Raw genomic sequence first — 959 nt, 5'->3', positions numbered from 1 at the left:
ATGTGTGTAATACCATCGCTACTGTGCAAGCAATCCAGAAACAGTGGCCAACCACGCAAATAACTTGGATTACTGGCAAGTTGGAAGCTCAGTTGCTAGCGGCGATTGAGGGGGTCGAAGTCATTGTATTCGATAAAAAAGCTGGTTTTGATGGCTATAAAGCCTTGTGGAAACAATTAAAGGGCCGAGAATTTGATGCTCTGTTACATATGCAATATGCGATTCGAGCGAGCATCGCGACTTTGGGCATTAAGGCAAAATACAAACTTGGTTTTTCATCTGACAGAAGCCAAGATTTTCAAACACTATTCACTAATGTCAAAGTTCCCTCACCACAATCTCTGCACGTGGCGGATGGTTTGATGGCTTTTGCTCATCAAATTGGTATCCCTAACAAGGAGTTAGACTGGGCACTTTCCTACTCCACACAAGACCAAGAGTGGGCAGAGAGTCATGTTTCTTGCGACAAACCCAACCTACTGATTGTGCCAGGAGCCAGTAAAGCATATAAAAACTGGAATGCTGAAGGGTACATAGACGTCATCCACCATGCGAGAGCACAAGGTTGGAATGTAATTCTGGCTGGCAGCCCAGCTCAAGTCGAACTGGATTTGGCAGATGCCATTCAATCTCGACTGGAAGAGCCATGTCTAAACTTAGTTGGGCAAAGCTCAATCCTGCAAATGCTGGCTCTGATTGACAAAGTAGACATGGTCATCGCGCCTGATACCGGGCCAGCTCACATGGCAAGCGCCATGAACACACCGATCATTGGTTTATATGCCCACCACAATCCGATTCGAGTGGGCCCATATCGCTATCTACAGTATGCCGTCTCAGTTTATGAGGAAGTCATCTTGGCTGAAACAGGAAAAACCAGCCAACAACTAAGCTGGAGAACTCGTGCGAAAGATGAAAAAGCAATGAATCGCATCACAAGCAAGCAAGTGATTACAATG

The 959-nt window shown here is 45.8% G+C and carries 1 protein-coding gene; it reads left to right on the top strand.

What is annotated here, in order from left to right; genetic code table 11:
• Positions 1-2 precede the first annotated feature (2 nt).
• Positions 3-959: glycosyltransferase family 9 protein (locus R8N49_RS25465; protein ID WP_318190256.1), on the top strand; the 957-nt coding region annotated here is incomplete at its 3' end.

The organism is Vibrio sp. 1978, from assembly GCF_033344345.1.
This window is presented reverse-complemented; position numbering and strand designations above follow the sequence as displayed.